Source organism: Micromonospora coerulea (assembly GCF_016598485.1).
GTDB classification, from domain to species: domain Bacteria; phylum Actinomycetota; class Actinomycetes; order Mycobacteriales; family Micromonosporaceae; genus Micromonospora; species Micromonospora coerulea.
This window is the reverse complement of record NZ_JAEMUW010000014.1, coordinates 58,784-77,195: the sequence shown is the minus strand read 5'-3', so window position 1 is coordinate 77,195 and position 18,412 is coordinate 58,784. Positions and strand designations below refer to the sequence as shown.

Here is an 18,412-nt window from a genome sequence, read left to right as displayed (position 1 = left end):
GTGCACGACCTCAACTGTGCCGGATCCGCGCACCGCGTGGGGCACCGGGTGTGCAACTGTTGGGACACGGCGCGCGGGGCCGGGGGTCGCCACGGCGGCGGTGCCACACTGGTACGCATGCCTGAGCTGCGGTCGAGGACCTCCACCCACGGTCGGACGATGGCCGGTGCCCGGGCCCTGTGGCGGGCCACCGGGATGACCGACGACGACTTCGGCAAGCCCATCGTCGCCATCGCCAACAGTTTCACCCAGTTCGTACCCGGTCACGTGCACCTCAAGGACCTCGGCGGCCTGGTCGCCGACGCGGTGGCCGAGGCGGGTGGGGTGGGCCGGGAGTTCAACACCATCGCCGTGGACGACGGCATCGCGATGGGCCACGGCGGCATGCTCTACTCGCTGCCCAGCCGGGAGCTCATCGCCGACGCGGTGGAGTACATGGTCAACGCGCACTGCGCGGACGCCCTGGTCTGCATCTCCAACTGCGACAAGATCACCCCGGGCATGCTGCTGGCCGCGCTGCGGCTGAACATCCCCACCGTCTTCGTCTCCGGCGGCCCGATGGAGGCCGGCAAGACGGTGGCGATCGAGGGGATCGTGCACTCCAAGATCGACCTGATCGACGCGATGATCGCCTCGTCGAACGAGGCGGTCACCGACGACCAGCTCGGCGAGATCGAGCGCTCCGCCTGCCCGACCTGTGGCTCCTGCTCCGGCATGTTCACCGCCAACTCGATGAACTGCCTCACCGAGGCGATCGGCCTGGCGCTGCCCGGCAACGGCTCGACGCTCGCCACCCACGCCGCGCGCCGGTCGCTCTTCGTCGAGGCCGGCCGGACCGTCGTGAAGATCGCCAAGCGGTGGTACGACGGCGACGACGCCTCGGTGCTGCCCCGCGCCATCGCCAGCCGCAGCGCCTTCGAGAACGCGGTCGCCCTGGACGTGGCGATGGGCGGGTCGACCAACACGATCCTGCACCTGCTCGCCGCCGCCCGGGAGGCCGAGCTGGACTTCAACGTGGCGGACATCGACGCCATCTCCCGCCGGGTGCCCTGCCTGGCCAAGGTCGCGCCGAACTCGCCGCAGTACCACATGGAGGACGTGCACCGGGCCGGCGGCATCCCGGCCATCCTCGGCGAGCTGGACCGCGCCGGCCAGCTCAAGCGGGACGTGCAGGCGGTGCACTCCCCCTCGCTGGCGCAGTGGCTCACGGACTGGGACGTCCGGGGCGGGTCGCCGAAGCCGGAGGCGGTCGAGCTGTTCCACGCCGCCCCGGGCGGGGTGCGTACCACCGAGCCGTTCTCCACCGCCAACCGCTGGTCGTCGCTGGACACCGACGCGGCCGGCGGCTGCGTACGGGACCAGGAGCACGCGTACTCGGCCGACGGCGGGCTGGCCATCCTGCACGGCAACCTGGCGCCGGACGGCTGCGTGGTGAAGACCGCGGGCGTGCCCGAGGAGTGCCTGACGTTCCGCGGGCCGGCGAAGGTCTACGAATCGCAGGACGACGCGGTCTCGGCGATCCTGGCCAGGCAGGTGATCGCCGGCGACGTGGTGGTGATCCGGTACGAGGGGCCGAAGGGCGGCCCGGGCATGCAGGAGATGCTCTACCCCACCTCGTTCCTGAAGGGCCGAGGGCTGGGCCGGTCCTGCGCGCTGCTCACCGACGGCCGCTTCTCCGGCGGCACCTCGGGCCTGTCCATCGGGCACGTCTCACCGGAGGCGGCCTCGGGCGGCCTGATCGCCCTCGTGCGCGACGGCGACGAGATCGTCATCGACATCCCGGGCCGATCGATCGAGCTCAACGTGCCGGACGACGTGCTCCAGGCCCGCCGGGTCGCCGAGGAGAAGCGGGACCGCCCGTACACCCCGACCGACCGGCAGCGGCCGGTGTCGGCGGCGCTGCGCGCGTACGCCTCGATGGCCACCTCGGCCAGCGACGGCGCCTACCGCCGCGTCCCGGAGTGACCGGTCGCGACCCGCTCCACCGGCGACCGGGCGGCGGGCCGCACCAGACAGGTGCCCGGTGAGCGATATACCTGAGAGTCATATTTATGCCTCTCAGGTATATCGCTCGCGGATGCCCTCACCCGACGACGGTCCCGGCCCACCGCCGGGCCGCTCGCCAGGGGCAGTCGCCACCGCCGGCCGGGCCGCGCGGATCACCCGGGGTCGGTAGGGTCCGGCGTCGGGGAGGCGTCTTCGCGCAGCGGGCGACCGCCAGGCGCTGACCGACGGGCCGGCCCGCCAGGCGATCGAGGCCGAGACCGACCGCCGCGACGAGCCGGCCTACGCGGTGCTCTCCGCCGACGAACGGTGGGAGCTCCTCGCCGGCCTGGGAGCCCTGCCGAGCTGACGATCCGCTGCCGTCCGGATCCCGGCGGGACAACTGCCGGCCGGCGGCGTTCGCGACCGGGAGGGACCGGCCGGGGGTCAGGCGGTGGCGGCCGTCGCGGGGGCGTCGGCTCCGGCCAGCGCGACGGTCCGGGCGTGGCGGATCGCGGCCGGGGTGTCCGGGAAGACCAGCCCCTCCCGGCGCAGCTCGTCAGCGACCCCGAGGGTGCTGAGCACCTGGTCGTGGCCGGGGGTGATGCCGGAGAGCAGGACGGTGATGCCGCGCCCCCGCAGCCGGCGGATCGCGTCGCCGAGGACGTGCGCACCGGTGGCGTCCATCGTCGTCACCCGGGACATCCGCAGGATGACCACCCGGACGTCGGCGACCTCGGAGAGCTCCAGCAGGAAGCTGTGCGCGGCGGCGAAGAAGAGCGGCCCGTCCAGCCGGTACGCCACGATGTGCTCGGTTAGCAGCGCGTGCTCCTCGGCGCGGTGCTCGCCGGGGTCGAGGGGGACCTGCTCCAGCCGGGCGCTGCGGGCGACCGCGCGCAGCGCGAGGACGACGGCGACGGCGAGGCCGACGGCCACCGCGGTCACCAGGTCCCAGATCACGGTGACGGCGAAGGTGAGCACCAGCACGAGCGCGTCGCCCCGGGTGGCCCGGGCGAGCGCCCAGAGCGAGCCGGCCTCGACCATGCGCACAGTGGTGGCCAGCAGCACGCCGGCCAGCGCGGCAAGGGGGATCCGGCCGACCAGCGGCGCGGCGGCCAGCACGATCGCCGCGAGGGCGACGGCGTGGGTGAGGGCGGCCAGTTTGGAGCCCGCCCCGGCCCGGACGTTCACCGCCGTGCGGGCGATGGCGGCGGTCGCCGGAATGCCGCCGAAGAGCGGGGAGGCGAGGTTGGCCAGGCCCTGGCCGAAGAGTTCCCGGTCCGGGTCGTGCCGCTCGCCGACGGTCATCCCGTCGGCGACGGTCGCCGACAGCAGGCTCTCCAGCGCGGCGAGGGCCGCGACCGCGAGCGCGCTGGGCAGCAGCACACCGACCGCGCCGGGGTCGAGGAAGCCCAGCGACGGCGCGGGCAGCCCCTGCGGCAACGCGCCGATGCGGACCAGGTCGACCGGGGCGAGCTCCGCGAGGACCGTCGCGGCGGCCACCCCGAGCAGCGAGAACGGCAGCCCGGGACGCCACCGGGCGCCGAGCAGCATCAGCGCCGCGACGGCGAGGGCCACCGCGAGGGCCGCCGGTTTCGGATGTACGACGAACCGGGCGACCGCGTCAGCGGCCACCGCCCAGACCTTGTCGCCGTGTGCTCCGGTCACGCCCAGCGCGGCGGGCACCTGTTGCAGGGCGATCACCACCGCGATGCCGGCGGTGAAGCCCTCGATCACCGGGGTGGGCAGGTAGCGGACGTACCGGCCGAGGCGGGCCAGGGCGAGGGCGATCAGCACCAGCCCGGCCATCGCCCCGACCATGAGGACACCGGTGGGGCCGAAGCGCTGCACCACCGGCACCAGCACCACGGTCATCGCCCCGGTCGGTCCGGAGACCTGCAGGTTGGAGCCGCCGAAGACGGCCGCCACGGCGCCGGCGACCACAGCGGTGACCAACCCGGCCTGGGCGCCCAGCCCGGAGGTGACGCCGAAGGCCAGCGCCAGCGGCAGGGCCACCACCGCCACGGTCAGCCCGGCCAGCAGGTCCCGTCGGGGTGAACGGCGGGCCGCCGCCCAGTCGGCCCGGCCGGGCAGCAGCCCGAACGCCCGCTCCCGCACGACGTCCGCGACGGGCCGCCACCCGGTGGCCTGCCGCGTGCGGTGGCCCACCATGGGTTCGCTCACCGGTCGGTCCCGGCGCGTAGCTCGTCGAGGAGGCCGTCCCGGTCGGTGAGGACCGCGCCGAGGATGCGCCGCCCGGCGGCCAGCAGGTCGGCCACGTCGGGGGTGCTGAGCGCGTACATGACCAGGGGGCCGTCGCGGTGCGAGGTGACCATCCCGGCGCGGCGCAGCACGGCGAGCTGCTGGGAGAGGTTGGACGCCTCGACGTCGATGGCCGCGAGCAGGTCCCGGACCGGCTTCGGGCCGTCCTGAAGCAGCTCGAGGACCCGGATCCGGACCGGGTGCCCGAGCGTGCGGAACAGCTCGGCCTTGGCCTGGTACAGCGGCACCGACATGAACATCCTCCCCGTCGCCCTGAAGACTTTAGCACTTGAAGAATTCTTCAATTGCCGAGCGCGGGCGGCGTTGCGACGAGGGGCGCCGCCTCATGCCTCGCCTGCGGTGATGTCGTTGACGCAGCGCAGCACCGGGCGGGCGGTCAGCGCCGCCGGGTCCAGCGGCGCGTCGGCGCGCACGGTGAAGGTCGCCGACTCCCCCGGCAGCAGGGTGACCAGCGCCCGGTCCACCTGCGCGGACGGGTGCAGCCGGTCCGGGAAGAGAGTCAGGTCGCGCAGCACGGTCCGGGCGGTCACCCGGACCCGCTGGCCGTCGCGGGTCGGCTCGACCACCGCGTCCCACTCGGCCGCCGGCCACTGGACCTCCCGGTCCTCGGCGAAGAACCAGAGTGCCCGCTCCGCCCGGTCGCCGGCCTCGGCGACCACCAGCTCGCGCCGGGCCTCGTCCGGCCGCGCCAGCTCCGCCGGCAGCGCCAGCACCGCCGAGCCGTACGCCGGGACGTCGAGGTCGACCGAGGTCTTCGCCCTCGGCTCCCCGGTCAGGGTGACCCGGGTGACCGTGGCCGGCGCGCGCCACGCCTCGCCGGTCTCGTTCACCGCGACCAGGGCCAGCCCGCCGTCTCGCGGCTGCACGGTGAGCAGCCGGTCGGCGTACGCCCGGCGCAGCGCGTACCACAGCGGCTTGCGCCGGCCGTCGCCGTCGACCACCGCCCACGAGGTGACCGGCCAGCAGTCGTTGAGCTGCCAGACGATGGTGCCCATGCAGACCGGCCGGTGCGACCGGAAGTGCTCCACCCCGAGCTGGATGGCCCGGGCCTGGTTGAGCTGGGTCAGGTAGTGCCAGTCGTCGAAGTCGGTGGGCACCGGCAGGTGCGCGTCGAGCCCGCGCTGGAGCTTCCGGTCCCCGTCGAGCGCCTTCTGGTGGTGCGCCATGCCCGGCGAGTCGTGCGCCAGGGGCTCGTCGGAGAGGGCCCGGCGCAGCGTCGCGTACGCCGGCGGCGCCTGGTAGCCGAACTCGGCGACGAAGCGCGGCACGTACTCCCGGTACTTCGGGTAGTCGTCGGTGTTCCAGACGTCCCAGATGTGCATGGTGCCGTGCGCCGGATCGTTCGGGTGCACGTCGTCGCTGCCGGACCACGGGCTGCCCGGCCAGTACGGCCGGGTCGGGTCCAGCTCGTCGACGATCCGGGGCAGCAGCTCCAGGTAGTAGCCGCGCCCCCAGGTGCGGCCGGCCAGCGGCTCCTGCCAGTCCCAGTCGTGCCAGCCCCAGATGTTCTCGTTGTTGCCGGTCCAGAGCACCAGCGACGGGTGGGCGGCCAGCCGGGTCACCTGCTCGACCGCCTCGGCCTCGACCTCGGTGCGGAACGGCTCCTCCTCCGGGTACGCGGCGCAGGCGAAGAGGAAGTCCTGCTGCACCAGCAGGCCGAGTTCGTCGGCCAGCTCGTAGAAGTCCGCCGACTCGTACCGGCCGCCGCCCCAGACCCGGAGCAGGTTGATGTTCGCCCCGACCGCCTGGTCGAAGCGTTCGGCCAGCCGCTGCCGGGTGACCCGGTTGCCGAACGCGTCGTCGGGGATCCAGTTGACCCCGCGGACGAAGACCGGCACGTCGTTGACGAGCAGGGCGAACGCGGAGCCGTGCGCGTCGGGGGCGGTGTCGAGGCGTACCGAGCGGAACCCGATCCGGCGGGACCAGGTGTCCAGCGCCGGGCCGTCCTCGGCGCAGAGGGTCACCGCCAGGTCGTACAGCGGCTGCTCGCCGTACCCCCGGGGCCACCACCGCTCGGGGTCGCGGACCGTGAGGGTCAGCATGGCCGTGCGCTCCCCCGCCGGGATCGTCACCTCGCCGGCCGCGCCGGCGACCGTCGCGCGGACGGTGACCGGCGCGTCCGCGGCCCGCTCGACCTCGACGTGCAGCTCCACCCGGCCGGTGGCGCCGGAGACGGTGACCAGCGGCCGGACGGTGCCGAGCCGGGCGGTGGACCAGGCGTGCAGCCCGATCTCCTGCCAGATGCCGGCGGTCACCACGGTGGGACCCCAGTCCCAGCCGAAGTTGCAGGCCATCTTGCGGATGAAGTGGAACGGCTCGGGATAGGCGTTGGGCCGGTCGCCCAGCCGGTCCCGGTGCGCCTCCGCGTAGCGGTACGCCGAGTCGAAGCGGACGGTCAGCGTGTTCACACCCGGTCGCAGCAGCGACCGGACGTCGAACCGGTACCCGCGGTGCATGTTCTGGGTCCGGCCGACCTCGGTGCCGTTGAGGCTCACCGTGGCGACCGTGTCCAGGCCGGCGCAGACCAGGTCCACCCGGTCGTCGTCGCCGGGCTGCCAGGTGAAGGTCGTCTCGTAGACCCAGTCGGTGCGCCCGATCCAGGCCAGCCGCGTCTCGTTGTCGTCGAGGTACGGGTCCGGGATGAGGCCGGCGGCCAGCAGATCGGTGTGCACGCAGCCGGGCACGGTGGCCGGCACCGCCTGGTCGGCGACCTCGGGCGGCACCTGCGGGCCCGCCACGGCCCGCAGCACCCAGCCCTCGTGCAGTGCTTGACGGCTCACGACTTCACCGCGCCTTCCCTGATTCCGCGGACGATCTGACGTCCATTTCATGTCATCCTCCGCGGCGTCGACGGAAACTCCTCGAACCATGCCTCAACCCGCTCGGCGGTGGCCGGCCGGGCCAGCGCGTAGCCCTGCCCGTACCGGCAGCCGGCCCGGCATGCCCCGTCCACCTGGTCCGCGGACTCCAGCCCCTCGACCACCACCTCCACCCCCAGCCGGTCGCCGAGGCTGAGCACCACCTCGATCAGCGGGCACTGCCCGTCGCCGGCCGCCCCGACCAGGTGCGGGCCGACCTTGAGCAGGTCGATCGGGAGCCGGCGGAGCTGCGCCAGGGACGCGTGCTCGGCGCGGAAGTCGTCCAGCGCCGTGCGCACGCCCAGCGACCGGAGGCCGGCCAGCCGGGCCACCACCGTGGACAGCTCGGCGGTGATACCCGGCTCCGCCACCTCGACGACCAGCCGGTCCGGCGGCACGCCGTACGCGGCCAGGGCGGTGGCGGCCCGGCGCACGAAGTCCGGCGCGGCCAGCTCCCGGGGCCCGACGTTCACCGACATCCACAGCTCCCGACCGCCCTCGGACCACTCGGCGAGCTGCCGGCAGGCGCGATCGAGCACCCACCGGCCCACCTCACCGACGAGGCCAAGGTCCTCCGCCACCGGCAGCAGCTCGGCGGGGAGCACGGTGCCCAGCACCGGGCTGCGCCAGCGCAGCAGGGCCTCGGTGCCCACCGCCAGCCGGTCCGGGAGGCCCAGCACCGGCTGGTAGACCAGGTCCAGCTCACCCCGGGCCACCGCGCCGGGCAGCTCGCGTTCCAGGTCCAGCCGGCGGACGAGCTGCTCCTCCAGGTAGGCGTCGTACCACTCGACCCGGTCCCGGCCGAGCTGCACCGCTCGACGGCGGGCCAGGTCCGCCTGGCGCAGCACGTCCTCCGGGTCCCCGCCGGCGGTCTCGGCCAGCCCGACGCTGGCCCGCAGGCGCGCCGTTCCGCCGGGCAGCGGGTACGGCTCGGTCAGCGCGGCGAGCAGCCGGGTGCCCAGCGCGTACGCCAGCACCGGCCCGATGTCGGTGAGCACCGCGAACTCGTCGCCGGTCAGCCGGGCCACCAGGTCGCCGGGCTGACAGCCGGCCCGGAGGCGGCCGGCCATTTCGACCAGCACCTCGTCGCCCACCGGGCGGCCGGACCCGTCGTTGACCACGCCGACGCCGTGCAACTCGATGACGAGCAGCGCCCCCGGCGCCGCGCCCGGCTCGCGGCGGGCGAGCTCGTGCAGCACCTCCCGGCGGTCGGCCAGCCCGGTGAGCTGATCGGTGGGGGTGAGCCGGCGGACCGTCCGGGGCGGCTGGTCCCGCTCCTCGAGGTCGCCGACGAACTCGCGCAGCCGCGCCTCCTGAACGGTGAGCCGCTCGGCGTGCCGGCGGTGCTCGGCGGCGGTCAGCAGCTCCTGGAGCACCACCGGGGGGATCACCGCCAGCCCGAGCGCCACCGCGGGCGCGGTGAACTCCCCCACCGCCCAGAGGTGCAGCCCGGCGGCGAGCGCGGCGATGCCGGCCGGGGCGGTCACCCGGGGCCAGGTCGCGGGCAGCACGTCCGCGCGGAGCCGCCGCCCGGTGGCCGCGAGCCGGGCTCCCGCCGCGGTGAGCAGCGCGCCCGCCACCACCGGCGGCACCACGGCGAGGTGGACGCGCTCCGGCGCCCTGTACGCCAGCAGCACCACCAGCCCGGCCAGCCCGGCCAGGGTGGCCGCCGCGCCGGCCAGGCAGAGCGCCGCGCCGGGACGGCGCCGCCGCTCGGCCAGCGCGGCGACGGACAGCGCCGCCACCCCCGCCGCGCCGGCGACGGTCACCGTCCGGGCCACCGGCGGAACCGCACCCGGCGGCAGCAGCACCCAGGTCGCGAAGACCAGGCTGACGCCGAGGCCGACCACGTCCACGGCGCGCCGGAGCCGTTCCGGGCGGGCCAGCCGGGCACGGCCGGGCAGGCGGAGCAGGCCCACGGTGGACAGCGCGGTGACGACGGCGAGCCCGACCAGCACGATCGACGGCCGGCGGGCCCGGTCGGTCAACGGCAGCACGGCGACGGTGAGCCCGGCGGCCAGCACGGCCGCGTCGAGCAGCGCCACCGCCCGGCGGGACCAGGCAACCCGGCGGGCCCGGGTGGTGGGTGCGACGCCAGCCAGCCACGAGAGCCGGACGCCGGCCAGGGCGGAGCCGGCGGCGACGGCGAGTGCCAGCGCCGCGGGCGGCGGGACGAGGCCGCCGACGCCGGCCAGGACGAGCAGCGTGCCGACCGCCAGCACGACCAGGTCGGGCGGCGACGGGCGGCGACGGTGATCGCCGGAGGGGTACGCGACGGGCACGGCGGTCGCCTTCGTGAGGGGGCACGGGGCGGTGCGTTGCGGAGCGACGTACGGGTCGGTCGGGGGTCGGGGGTGGCGACAGTGGGCGGCCGCCCCGAGACCCGGCGCGGCCACGCGAACAAACGACTTCGACGTCGACCAGTTACGGCCGGGCCGCAGTGACACCGGTCACAGCAGTCTCGCCACCCATCGGGTTCCCGCCCGGCCGGAGCCGCTCCCGGGCGAGGTGCGATCATCGGAGGGTGAGCCGCGCCGACACCGTCCGTTTCCGCCACAGCCAGGCGATCCTGGTCGCCGCGATCGTCGCGTTCATCGGCGCCCTGCCGTTGGCCAACGCCCGCTGGTGGCTGCTGTGGGTACTGCTGATCCCGCTGGCCGTGGCGGTGTGGGCCTGGCGGTCCGGCACCGATGCCGACCCGCGCGAGCTGCGGCTGCGGGCGCTGACCGGGCAGCGGCGGATCGCCTGGGACCGGGTCGCCGAGCTGACCGCCGACGGGCGCGGCCGGGCGGTCGTCCGACTCGACGACGGCGAGCAGCTGGTGCTGCCCGCCGTCCGGGCCACCGAGCTGCCCCGGCTGATCGCCGCCACCGGACAGCAACTGCCCGACAGCACCCGCTGAGCCGGCCCGGTCAGTAGCCGTCCACCACCCGGTTGATCAGCGGCTGCCCGGCCACGAACCGGCGCAGCTGCTCCCCCACCAGCCGGTACGCCCGCGGCAGCAGACCGCGTACAGACCCGGCGACGTGCGGGGTGAGCAGGACGTTCGGCAGCTCCCACAGAGGATGGTCGGCGGGCAGCGGCTCGGGATCGGTGACGTCCAGCGCGGCCCGGAGCCGACCGCTGGTCAGCTCGGCCACCAGCGCCGGCGTCCGCGCCACCGGGCCCCGGGCCGCGTTGACCAGCAACGCGCCGTCCGGCATCGCGGCGAGGAACTTCTCGTCGACCAGCCCCCGGGTCTGCTCGGTCAGCGGTACCAGCAGCACCACCACGTCGGCGTCCGGAAGCAGGTCGGGCAGCTCGTCCACCCCGTGCACCCCGTCGGCGGGCCGGGCGGTGCGGGCGACCAGGGTGAAGGCGACCTCGAACGGGGCGAGGCGGGCGCGGACCGCGGCGCCGATCGAGCCGGCGCCGACGATCAGCACCCGCTTGCCGGCCAGCTCGTCGGTGGGGGCCACCTCGTCGTACGCCCACTCGCGGCGACCCTGCGCCCGGGCCAGCGGAGCGAACCCGCGCAGCTGGGACAGGACGGCGGCGACCACCCACTCGGCAGTGGCCGAGTCGTGCACCCCCCGGGCGTCGCAGAGGGTGACCCGCTCGGGCGTCCGGCCCACCCAGGCGTCCGCCCCGGCGGAGAGCAGCTGCACCACCTCGAGGTCGGGCAGCTCGGCCAGCAGCGCGCCGGCAGCGGGCCCGGCGAGGAACGGCGGTACCCAGAACCGCACGTCCTGCGGGGACGACGGGAGCTGGGCCGGGTCCTCCAGCACCTCCACGGCGACCCCGGAGGGCACCTCGCCGAGGAGGGCATGACCGGCGGGGTGCGGAATCCATACCTTCACGACCGCCGACGATAGCCGTCGCGCCGGCGGGCGGCCGCGCGGTGCCGGGAACTGCGGGTCATAGCCGGCGATCCGGGCGTGGTGGCCGGCGACGTGACCATGACGACTCCGGCGGGGCAGAGATGCCGGACCGCCCCGCCGGGTATAACCGATGGCGGAGCGCCGCCCGGCGTTCCACGCCCGCAGACAGGTGGCCGATGACCGACCAAACCGCCGACCGTTCGGCCGCGCCAATCCCGGCGCTCACCGATCCGGACCGGCTGCGGGCGCTCGCCGAGACCCAGCTGGAGGCCGTGCCCGACGAGGCCTTCGACCGGTTCGCCCGGCTGGTCAGCGACCTGCTCGACGTACCGGTCGCGCTGGTCTCCCTGGTCTCGCCGGAGCGGCAGTTCTTCCCCGGGGCGGTCGGCCTGCCCGAGCCGTGGGCCACCCGGCGACAGACCCCGCTGACCCACTCGTTCTGCCAGCACGTGGTCGACATCGAGGTGCCGATGGTGCTGCCCGACGCCCGGCTCTACCCGCGCGTCCGCGACAACCTGGCCATCGAGGACCTGGGCGTGATCGCCTACGCCGGCATCCCACTGACCGACCTGGACGGCCGGGTCCTCGGCTCGCTCTGCGCGATCGACAGCAAGCCCCGGGCCTGGACCGCCGAGCAGCTGCGCACCCTCGCCGACCTGGCCGCCGCCTGCTCCTCGGAGCTACGGCTGCGGATCGCGCTGGGCGGCGCCGAGGAGGCCCGCCGCCGGGCCGAGGAGGCGCACAACCGGCTGGCCATGCTGGCCCGGATGAGCGAGACGCTCGCCGGCACGCTGGACATCAGCACCACGGTCAGCCGGCTCGGCCACGCGATGGTGCCGCTGCTGGCCGACTGGTGCCTGATCACGCTGGTCGATCCGGACGGGACGCCGCGTACCGTCTCGGCGGTGCACCGCGACCCGGCACGCGCCGCCGACGTGGCCCGCTTCGCCGCGCTGATCACGACCGGCCTGGCCGCCGAGTCGATCATCCGGTCGGTGCTGCGGACCGGCCGGCCGGTCCTCGGCGGCGCGGCCGGCGTGGCCGACGTGGAGCGCGGCACCACCCACCCGGAGCTGCCCTCGCTGGCGACCCGGCTGGGCATCACGTCGCACCTCAGCGTGCCGGTCACCGTGCCCGGTCGGGCCGACACGGTCGGCTGCATCACCCTGGTCAGCGGGGCCGGGCGGCGCGCGTTCGACGACGGCGACCTGCACACCGTGCTGGACATCGGCCGGCGCGCCGGCCAGGCACTGGGCAACAGCTGGCGGTACGGCGAGCAGCGGCACGTCGCCGAGGTGCTGCAGCACAGCATGCTGCCGCACCTGCCGGTGGTGCCCGACATCGAGCTGGCCGCCCGCTACCTCGCCGCCGCCGACCAGGTGGAGGTCGGCGGCGACTGGTACGACGCCTTCGTCCAGCCCGACGGCGACCTGATCGCCGCCATCGGGGACGTCGCCGGCCACGACATCGAGGCGGCGGCGACCATGGGTCAACTGCGCAACCTGGTGCGGGGCAACGCGTACGGCCGCACGGACGCGGTCGGCGACCTGATGCACCACCTGGACGGCGCGATCCGCGGGTTGCGCATTCCCACGGTGGCCACCGCCATCCTCGCCCGGGTACGCCGGGCCGGGCCCGACGGGTTCGCGGTGACCTGGTGCAACGCGGGGCATCCGGCCCCCCTGCTGATCCGCGCCGACGGCCGGGTGGAGGTGCTCGACGAGCCCCGGGAGCCGCTGCTCGGCCTGGCCCGGCCGACCAGCCGGACCAGCCGGGAGCTGGCGCTCGCGCCGGGCGACACGCTGCTGCTGTACACCGACGGCCTGATCGAACGGCGGGACCGCACGATCGACGAGGGGCTGGCCGAACTGGTCGACCGGCTCGCCGGGGCGGCCACGCTCCCCCTCGGCGACCTCTGCGACCGGTTGCTCGCCGGGGCACACCGCCGGGAGGACGACATCGCCCTGCTCGCGCTCCGGATCGGCTGAGCCGGACCGACGGCCGCCGCCACGCGGAACCCGTGGCATCCGTCGTACCCGGACGGTCGGCCGGCCGGGCTAGGCTGGGCCGGGTGAGCGCCCGTCCCCCGTACCCCCGCACCGGCCGCCTCCGGGCGGCGCTCGCGGCGTCCTGCGCGGCGCTGCTGCTGGGCACCGCCGGCTGTGCCTTCGGCGAACCCGAGCCCGACCCGGCCGGGGAGCCGCCGAACCTCCCGACACCGTCGGCCACCGCCGCCGAGGGCGGGGCCGGGCAGCAGGTGGTGGCCACGGTGCTGGCGAAGGGGCTGCGGGTGCCGTGGGGCATCGCCTACCTCCCCGACGGCGCCGCGCTGGTCACCGAGCGGGACAGCGGCCGGATCCTCAAGGTCGGTCCCGGGTCGGCGCCGGCGGGCATGACCGTCACCGTCGCGCAGGCCGTGCCGGACGTGGCGCACGGCGGCGAGGGCGGGCTGCTCGGCATCGCCGTCTCGCCGTCCTACGCCAGGGACCGCACGGTCTTCGTCTACTACACGACCGAACGGGACAACCGGATCGCCCGGTTGCAGCTCGGCGGGCAACCCACCCCGATCCTCACCGGCATCCCGGCCGCCGGGAACCACAACGGCGGCGGGCTCGGCTTCGGACCGGACGGCTTCCTGTACGCCAGCACCGGCGACGCCGGCCGGCGGGCGAACGCGCAGGACCGGGCGAGCCTCGGCGGCAAGATCCTCCGGCTCACCCCGGACGGCAAGCCGGCTCCCGGCAACCCGTTCCCCGGCTCCCCGGTCTGGTCGCTGGGACACCGCAACGTCCAGGGTTTCGCCTGGGACGCCGCGAAGCGGATGTACGCCGTGGAGTTCGGCCAGAACACCTGGGACGAGGTCAACCAGATCACCCGGGGCGGCAACTACGGCTGGCCGCAGGTCGAGGGCCGTGCCGGCGACAAGCGGTACGCCGATCCGATCGTGCAGTGGCGCACCGCCGAGGCCTCCTGCTCCGGGCTGGCCGCGGCCGGCCGACTGCTGGTCACCGCCTGCCTGCGCGGCGAGCGGCTCTGGCTGGTCGAGCTGACCGACACCGGCGGCGTGCTCGGCCAGCCCCGGGAGCTGCTGACCGGGAAGTACGGCCGGCTCCGGGCGGTGGTGAAGGCCCCGGACGGGTCGCTCTGGGTCAGCACCTCGAACCACGACGGCCGGGGCGAGCCGGCGCCGGAGGACGACCGCCTGCTGCGGCTGGTCTTCGCCGACGGTGGGGCCGGGCGGAGCTGACCGGTCCGCGCCGGCTCCCCCGGGCGGTCCCGACACGCGGGCCGGACAGGTGAGAACGCGCCGGCTTCCCCGGGTTTGCCAAGATCCTCCAACGGGCAGGTCAGAATCTCAGCATGGACGGCCAGGAGAACGAGCGGCGGGACACCGGGGACGAGGGCGCCCCGGCGACCGGGCCTGCCCGGCGCTGGGCGATCTGGCCGCGGCGTACCGGGCGGCCGGAGCGGCACAGCTGGCTGCGGCGGCTCGGGGTGGCGCTGGCCATCGTGGCGGTCGCCCTGGCCGGGGTGGTCGCCGGCACGTACGCCGGTGGGCACGTCGGCACCGACATCGGGCCCTTCCGGGCCCAGCTCAACCTCAGCCCGGCGCTGCGGGGCGGCACCACCGTCGACATTCCGCCGCTGGGCGCGCTGCTGCTGGACAGCCACGACGGGCCGACCTATCTCACCGTGGAGCTGGGCGCGCTGGACCAGCGACGCACCCAGGCGCTGATCGACGACCCGGCCAGCATCAGCCGGGCCAGCCAGTCCGCCGTCGCCGACGTCCGCGCGGGAGTGATGCGGCTGGGCCTGCAGACGCTGGGTTGGGCGGTGCTGGCCACGCTGGTGCTGGCCGCGCTGGTGTTCCGGGACACCCGGCGGACCGCCTGGGCGGGCGGGGTGGCCCTGGCGGTCACCGCCGGCAGCCTCGGGCTGGCCGCGGCGACCATCCGCCCCCAGGCGATCGAGGAGCCCCGGTACGAGGGCCTGCTGGTCAACGCCCCGGCGATCGTCGGTGACGCCCGCCGGATCGCCAACGACTACACCAAGTACGCCGAGCAGCTCCAGCGGCTGGTGGGCAACGTCAGCCAGCTCTACACCACCGTCTCGGCGCTGCCCGTGTACGAGCCGGCGCCCGGCACCACCCGGGTGCTGCACGTTTCCGACATGCACCTGAACCCGACCGGGTGGCAGCTGATCCGGACGGTGGTGGAGCAGTTCGGCATCGACGCGGTGATCGACACCGGCGACATCACCGACTGGGGCAGCGAGCCGGAGGCCTCCTTCGTCGGCTCGATCGGCCTGCTCAAGAAGCCGTACGTCTACATCCGGGGCAACCACGACTCGGCCAGGACGGCCGCGGCGGTGGCCCAGCAGCCGAACGCGATCGTGCTGAACAACTCGACGACCACGGTGGCCGGGCTGACCGTCGCCGGGATCGCCGACCCCCGGTTCACCCCGGACAAGAACACCTCACCGGCCGGCAGCGGCCTCACCAAGCAGGTGGCCGACCAGGTGATCGGCGCCGGCGAGCAGCTCGCCGCGACCGTCAACGGCTCGCCGCGGCCGGTGAACATCGCCCTGGTGCACGACCCCGCCTCGGCCGGGCCGCTCTCCGGCACCTGCCCGCTGGTGCTGGCCGGGCACACCCACGCCCGGCAGGTGTCCAAGCTGCCGCAGGTGCCGGACAAGCAGCCGACCCAGCTGATGGTGGAGGGCTCCACCGGCGGCGCCGGGCTGCGCGGCCTGGAGGGCGAGAAGCCCACTCCGCTGTCGATGTCGGTGCTCTACTTCGACCAGCAGAAGCTGCTCCAGGCGTACGACGACATCACGGTGGGCGGCACCGGACAGGCGCAGGTCAACCTGGAGCGGCACGTGATCAGGGACCCGGCGCAGGGCGCGCAGGTGCCGGTCACCCCGACCCCGACCCGGGGCGGCCCCGAGTCGGCCAGCCCCAGCCCGACCCGCTGAACCATCCCCACCTCGCGGCTTCCTGCTCCGGCTCCGGCTACGACGCCCCGGGTCAGCGCAGCGCGAGGGCGGCCAGGGCGGCGTTGACGATGCTGCCGGGCAGCAGGTCGTGCAGCTCGTACAGCTCCTGGACGGTGCCGGACTGGCCGAACTCGTCCACCCCGAGCGGCACCGCCGGGGCGCCGAGCGCCGAGCCGAGCCAGGCCATCGCGTGCGAGGCGGCGTCGTGCACGGTGACCACCGGCACCCGGTCGGCGAACGCCGACCGCAGCGCGCCGGGCACGCTCGGCACGGTCGCCGTCCGCACGCCCTGGCGCAGGGTCCGCTGCCAGGCCCGGTAGAGCCGGTCCAACGAGGTGACGTCCACGACGTGCGCGGCCACGCCCTCCTCCGCCAGCTCCGCGGCGGCGGCGAGCACCTCGGGCAGCACCGCGCCGGAGGCGGCGAGCTGCACCACCGGGGCGTCCGCCAGGTGCGGGTACGCCTCGTGCGCGTCCACCAGGCGGTACGCCCCGGCGACCACCTGCCGGCGCAGCACCGCGTCGCCGATCCGGGCCCGGGCCGCCTCGAACGGCGCCTGGTCGATCGGGCGGGTGCTGAGCCGGAAGTAGTACGCCCCGTCCTCGGCCGGCGCGGCGGTGGCGGCCGGCGCGGCTCCCCCGGCGATCTGGCCCAGCGCGTCGCAGAGCAGCCAGTCCAGGCTGCCCGCGTACGCCGGTTCGAGGAAGGTCACGCCGGGCAGTTCCAGGCCCACCGAGGCGGTGATGGTGGACTGGTGGGCGCCGCCCTCGGGGGCCAGGGTGATGCCGGACGGGGTGCCCGCCACCACGAACCGGGAGCCGGAGTAGGTGCCGTAGAGGAACGCGTCGAGGCCGCGCAGCACGAACGGGTCGTAGACCGTGCCGACCGGCAGCAGCGGCTGCCCCGACAGGTCCCACGACAGGCCGAGCTGGCCCAGCAGCAGGAACAGGTTCATCTCCGAGATGCCCAGCTCGATGTGCTGGCCCGACGGGCTCTCCGTCCAGCGCAGCATCCGGTCCTCGGTCCAGGAGCGCTGCTCGGTGGGGGCGAAGACGCCGGTCTTGTTGATGAACCCGGCGAGGTTGGTGGAGGTGGCCACGTCCGGCGCGGTGGTGACCAGGTAGGGCGCGACGGCGGGGTCGCGGGCCAGGTCGACCAGCACCCGGCCGAAGACCTCCTGGGTGGAGACCGGCTTGTTGGCGCGTACCTTCGTGGTTTCCGGGACGGTGACCCCGAGCGCCCGCTCGCGGGGCGCGCGGGACAGCGCCTCCCGGCGCTCGCCGGCCTTGATACCGGCCGGGGAGGCCGGGTCGAGGCGGTCCCACTCGGTCTCCGGCGTCAGGCCCTGCGCGGCGCGCAGCACGTCGACCTGCTCGGTGGTGAGCAGCGCCGAGTGGTTGCGCGGGTTGCCGGCGATCGGCAGCCCCCAGCCCTTGACCGTGTACGCGAAGACCACGCTGGGCCGGTCGGTGACCGCGTCGCACTGGGCGTACGCGTCGAGCATCGCCTCCAGGTCGTGCCCGCCCAGGTCGGTGACCAGCGGGCCCAGCTCGTCGTCCGCGACATCCGCCACGAAGGCGCCCACCTCGGCCGGCGCGCCGTCGAGGAACTGCTTGCGCAGCGCCGGCCCGGCCAGCCCGAACAGCGACTGGTACTGCTCGTTCGGCATCCGGTCGATCCAGTCGCGCAGCGCGTCGCCGCCCGGCCGCGCATACGCCTCGGCGAGCTTGCGGCCGTACTTGACCTCCACGACGTGCCAGCCGGCGGCCTCGAACTGCCCCCGCCACTGGTTGATCCGGATGCCGGGGACGACCCGGTCGAGGGACTGCCGGTTGAAGTCGACCAGCCACATCACGTTGCCCAGGCCGGTGGTGGCCGGGTCGGCGACGGCCTCCCAGATGTTCCCCTCGTCCAGCTCGGCGTCGCCGATCAGCGCCACGAACCGGGAGTGCGGCCGGGCGCCGAAGTGCGCGTCGACGTAGCGGCGGGTGACCGCGGCGAACAGCGGTGCGGCTGCGCCGAGACCCACCGAACCGGTGGAGAAGTCCACCTCGTCGGGGTCCTTGGTGCGCGACGGGTACGACTGGAGCCCGCCCCGGGCCCGCAGCTTCGGCAGGTACGACCGGTCCAGGTTGCCGAGCAGGTACTGGATGGCGTGGAACACCGGCGAGGCGTGCGGCTTGACCGCGACCCGGTCCTCGGCGTCCAGGTGGGCGAACCAGAGCGCGGTCATCGCGGTGACCAGCGAGGCGCTGGACGCCTGGTGGCCGCCGACCTTCACCCCGTCGCCGGTCTTCCGGTCGTGGTTGGCGGCGTCCACGATCCGGGTGGCGAGCCAGAGCACCCGGCGCTGGATCTCGTCGAGGACGTCGAGGTCGTGCTCGTTCACGGTGACTCCATCCGGGCGTCGCCGTTGACGCCCTCGCGAGGGGA

Annotated in this window: 11 protein-coding genes; 5 read left to right on the top strand and 6 right to left on the bottom strand. The window is 75.0% G+C overall.

Annotated elements, in window-relative coordinates; genetic code table 11:
• Positions 1–117: 117 nt before the first annotated feature.
• Entirely contained in the window at positions 118–1,965 is a 1,848-nt protein-coding gene (ilvD, locus tag I8N68_RS18970; RefSeq protein ID WP_200211662.1) for a dihydroxy-acid dehydratase, read from the top strand.
• Positions 1,966–2,430: 465 nt separating this feature from the next.
• Here ilvD and I8N68_RS18965 read toward each other — a convergent pair whose 3' ends face one another.
• From I8N68_RS18965 to I8N68_RS33660, 4 genes are all read right to left on the bottom strand, one after another.
• The gene (locus I8N68_RS18965; RefSeq protein ID WP_234040133.1) at positions 2,431–4,155 is read right to left on the bottom strand and encodes a SulP family inorganic anion transporter; all 1,725 of its coding nucleotides are present in this window, start codon (positions 4,153–4,155) and stop codon (positions 2,431–2,433) included.
• Between the two features lie 8 nt (positions 4,156–4,163).
• Positions 4,164–4,499: an ArsR/SmtB family transcription factor gene (locus I8N68_RS18960; RefSeq protein WP_200211661.1), complete on the bottom strand. Its 336-nt coding sequence runs from the start codon at positions 4,497–4,499 to the stop codon at positions 4,164–4,166.
• A 90-nt stretch (positions 4,500–4,589) separates the two neighbouring features.
• Positions 4,590–7,097, bottom strand: coding sequence for a glycoside hydrolase family 2 protein (locus tag I8N68_RS18955; RefSeq protein WP_200211658.1), 2,508 nt, complete (start codon positions 7,095–7,097; stop codon positions 4,590–4,592).
• Entirely contained in the window at positions 7,094–9,406 is a 2,313-nt protein-coding gene (locus I8N68_RS33660) for a putative bifunctional diguanylate cyclase/phosphodiesterase (RefSeq protein WP_307812880.1), read from the bottom strand. The genes I8N68_RS18955 and I8N68_RS33660 overlap by 4 nt, the downstream gene beginning before the upstream one ends.
• Positions 9,407–9,648: 242 nt before the next feature.
• Between I8N68_RS33660 and I8N68_RS18945 the strand changes: the two genes are divergently transcribed.
• Complete coding sequence (locus tag I8N68_RS18945; protein ID WP_200211650.1) at positions 9,649–10,026, top strand: PH domain-containing protein; 378 nt, start codon at positions 9,649–9,651, stop codon at positions 10,024–10,026.
• A gap of 10 nt (positions 10,027–10,036) precedes the next feature.
• Here the strand turns inward: I8N68_RS18945 and I8N68_RS18940 are convergent, their stop codons facing one another.
• Complete coding sequence (locus I8N68_RS18940) at positions 10,037–10,963, bottom strand: 2-hydroxyacid dehydrogenase (protein WP_200211643.1); 927 nt, start codon at positions 10,961–10,963, stop codon at positions 10,037–10,039.
• Between the two features lie 197 nt (positions 10,964–11,160).
• Between I8N68_RS18940 and I8N68_RS18935 the strand changes: the two genes are divergently transcribed.
• The 3 genes from I8N68_RS18935 (at position 11,161) to I8N68_RS18925 (ending at position 15,958) form a co-directional block, all read left to right on the top strand.
• Entirely contained in the window at positions 11,161–12,972 is a 1,812-nt protein-coding gene (locus I8N68_RS18935) for a SpoIIE family protein phosphatase (protein WP_200211641.1), read from the top strand.
• Between the two features lie 83 nt (positions 12,973–13,055).
• Positions 13,056–14,231: a PQQ-dependent sugar dehydrogenase gene (locus tag I8N68_RS18930; protein WP_200211638.1), complete on the top strand. Its 1,176-nt coding sequence runs from the start codon at positions 13,056–13,058 to the stop codon at positions 14,229–14,231.
• A gap of 113 nt (positions 14,232–14,344) precedes the next feature.
• The gene (locus I8N68_RS18925; RefSeq protein WP_200211636.1) at positions 14,345–15,958 is read left to right on the top strand and encodes a metallophosphoesterase; all 1,614 of its coding nucleotides are present in this window, start codon (positions 14,345–14,347) and stop codon (positions 15,956–15,958) included.
• Between the two features lie 52 nt (positions 15,959–16,010).
• Here the strand turns inward: I8N68_RS18925 and I8N68_RS18920 are convergent, their stop codons facing one another.
• A complete protein-coding gene (locus I8N68_RS18920; protein WP_200211634.1) occupies positions 16,011–18,368 on the bottom strand; it encodes a thiamine pyrophosphate-binding protein in 2,358 nt (785 codons plus the stop codon).
• Positions 18,369–18,412 lie beyond the last annotated feature (44 nt).